The organism is Anaeromyxobacter oryzisoli (assembly GCF_022690765.1).
Taxonomy (GTDB): Bacteria; Myxococcota; Myxococcia; order Myxococcales; family Anaeromyxobacteraceae; genus Anaeromyxobacter; species Anaeromyxobacter oryzisoli.
Map to the genome: position 1 here is coordinate 1 of NZ_JALCZA010000158.1, position 2,646 is coordinate 2,646.

2 protein-coding genes and 1 pseudogene are annotated in these 2,646 nt (G+C 80.0%); all 3 read right to left on the reverse strand.

Annotated features, from left to right (window positions below; all coding sequences use genetic code 11):
* Positions 1–1,704, reverse strand: a 1,704-nt coding sequence (locus MNZ27_RS23075; protein ID WP_242396411.1) for a chemotaxis protein CheW, incomplete at its 3' end; no start/stop codon positions are given.
* Positions 1,701–2,249, reverse strand: coding sequence for a hypothetical protein (locus MNZ27_RS23080; protein WP_242396412.1), 549 nt, complete (start codon positions 2,247–2,249; stop codon positions 1,701–1,703). The genes MNZ27_RS23075 and MNZ27_RS23080, both read right to left, overlap by 4 nt.
* Positions 2,246–2,646, reverse strand: a pseudogene (locus tag MNZ27_RS23085) (hypothetical protein); the annotation flags it as partial. The gene MNZ27_RS23080 and the pseudogene MNZ27_RS23085, both read right to left, overlap by 4 nt.

The following is a 2,646-nucleotide window of genomic DNA, read 5'->3' on the forward strand; positions in this document are numbered from 1 at the left end:
CGGCGCCGCCCCGCGCGGCGCCTGGGGCGCGCCGGCCGCGCGGTCGGCCCGAGGAGCCGCGCGGGCGCGCTCGAGGAGGTGCCGGGGATCGAGGAGCGCGAGCGGGCTCCCGTCGCCCAGCCGCGCGAGGCCCGTCACGAGCGCGTTCTGCTGCGCCACGCCCGGCACCATGCCCGGGACGACGCCGATCACCGTCCCCACGTCGTCCACCATCAGGGCCGCGTTCCGGCTGTCGCTCCGCACGACGACGGCGAACCGCTCGCGCCCCGTCGCCCGTGGGCCGCCGACGACGTCGGCGAGCGGCGCAAGCGGGATGATCACCTCGTCCACCGCGAGGGTCCGACCGGACGGTCCCTCGTGGACCGCGGCGCCGGCGGCCGCGAGGTGGACGGTGCGATCGACCGCGGAGAGCGGCACGCCGAAGGTCCGCCCCGCGGCCTCGACCACCAGCACCTCCACCGCGTAGACGTCGAGGGGCAGCGTGAACGCGACCGCGCTGCCGAGCCCGCGCACGGATCGCACCTCGATCCCGCCGCCGCCGTCGCGCGCCATCTGCGCGACCGCCGAGAGGCCGAGGCCGCGGCCGGAGATCTCCGTCGCCGCGCTCCGCGTCGAGCCGCCCTCGAACGCCCACCGCTGCAGCACCACGTCGTCGGACAGCGCCTCGATCTGGGCGGGGTCCCCGGTCCGCCGCGCCAGCTCGCGCCGCAGCGCGGGGAGATCGAACCCCGCGCCGTCGTCCGCCACCTCCACGCGGAGCGAGGACTCCACCGCCTCCACCGAGACGGTGATCCGACCCTCGGCGCTCTTCCCCGCCGCGGCGCGCGCCTCCGGGGCCTCGATCCCGTGATCCACCGCGTTCCGCACGAGGTGTCGGATCATCCCCCTCGCGGAGTGGAGCGTCCGCCGATCGGCCCGGACCTCCCGTCCGACGACGGAGAGCCCGACGGCCTTGCCGAGGCGCGCGCCGAGCGCGGCCACCTCCTCGTCGAGCCCCGACAGCGCCCCCTCGGCCGGGACGAGCCGCAGCGACGCCACGATCGCCTCGAGCGCCACCGCCGACGCGGCCACCGACTGGGCCGCCGCGTCGGGCCCGGCGCGGGACGCGAGCGCGTCGCTGAGCTGGGTCGCGGCCCGGGCGAGGGACGCCGCCAGCCGGAGCGCCTCGTCCACGTCCGCCGCCGGGACGCTGAGGCGCTCGGCGACCTCGGCCGGGGCGCGCGTCACGCGCTCGCCGCCGGCGTGAGCGTCCGGCGCCGCGGCCGAGGCGGGAGTGGACGGGCCGGGCGTGTCGGCGGGCCCCTGCGCGGGCGTCTCGCCGGGCGCGACGAGGGCCAGGAGGCGCGCCACGACGTCCCCCGGCACGCCGTCCGCCCCGCTGGCGGCCATGCGCGAGATCCCCTCCTCGAGCACGTCGAGCGCGCCGCCGACGCGCCCGAGGCGCGCCGCCGCGTCCGCGGGGGCGCCCCGGAGGCCGAGGGCGACTTCCTCCAGCGCGTGCAGCCCGTGGGCGAGCGACGCGTACCCGAGCGCGGCCGCCGCCCCCTTGAGCCCGTGCGCGACGCGGCCGAACTCGGAGAGGGGCGTCCCGAGATCGCCCGCGCCGATCTGGACGGCCGACGCCCGGAGCGCCTGGACCGTCTCCTCGGCCTCGGTGACGAAGAGCCCGACCAGGCGGGCGCGCGTGGAGGGATCGAGGTTCACGCGGTGGCCGCCTTCCAGGCCCACGTCGCCAGCCAGCTCCCGTCCACGAGGGCGGCGCCGCCCGCGAGCCGGCCCGCGAGCCGCACGATCGCGCCGCCCGCGTCGGCCTCCGCCGCCCCGACGCTCGCGACCACCCGCTCCTCCGCGAGCTCGAGGGGGCCGTCCACCACGACCGCCACCAGGCCGCCCCCGGTGCGGAGGACGAGGGCGGGCCGCCCGTCGAGGGACGCGGCGGGCCGCGGCCCGTCGTCGACGATCCCGGCGAGGTCGACGACCGCCACCGGACGCTCGTCCACGAAGGCGACGACGCGCTGCTCGCCGGACGCGAGCGGCACCGCGAACGGGCGCGCGAGCGCGACCAGCGCCCGCTCCAGGACGTCGGCGTCCACGGCGCAGGCCGCGCCGCCGAGGTGGAACGCCACCACGCGCAGCGCGCCGACCGCCCCGTCCTCCGCGGACGCGGGCTCGGCGAGCGCGCGCGCCCGCCGCTCGAGCGCGTCCGCGTCGCCGATCACGAGCTGCGGCTGCGCCAGCGCGACGGTCACGCGCCCTCCGGCCGCTCGAGGAGGTGGCGGGCGACGGCGGCGAGCTGCGCGACCGACAGCCCGTCGGCCGTGGGCACCGCCTGGTCCGGCGGGAGGCGCGCGGTGGTGTCGAGCAGGTCGCGCAGGACCTCGCGCCCGCGCGGGCGGTCCACGGGGAGCAACGTCCGGCCCAGGAGCAGGCGCGAGTAGAGGTGCCGGGGGTCGAGGAACAGCGCGGCGCGCGCGTCCCGGAGCGCGTCCTCGGTGCGCCCGGCGATGGCGTGCCGGAGCGCGGCCTGGACGTGGGCGGAGATCGCGCCCGCGGAGCCGTCCTCGCGGGGCGCGGGCGCGGCGCGGGGCGCGGGGGCGGCGACGCCGCGGGCTGGCCGGACCGCCGCGACGAGCCGTCGAGCCGCGA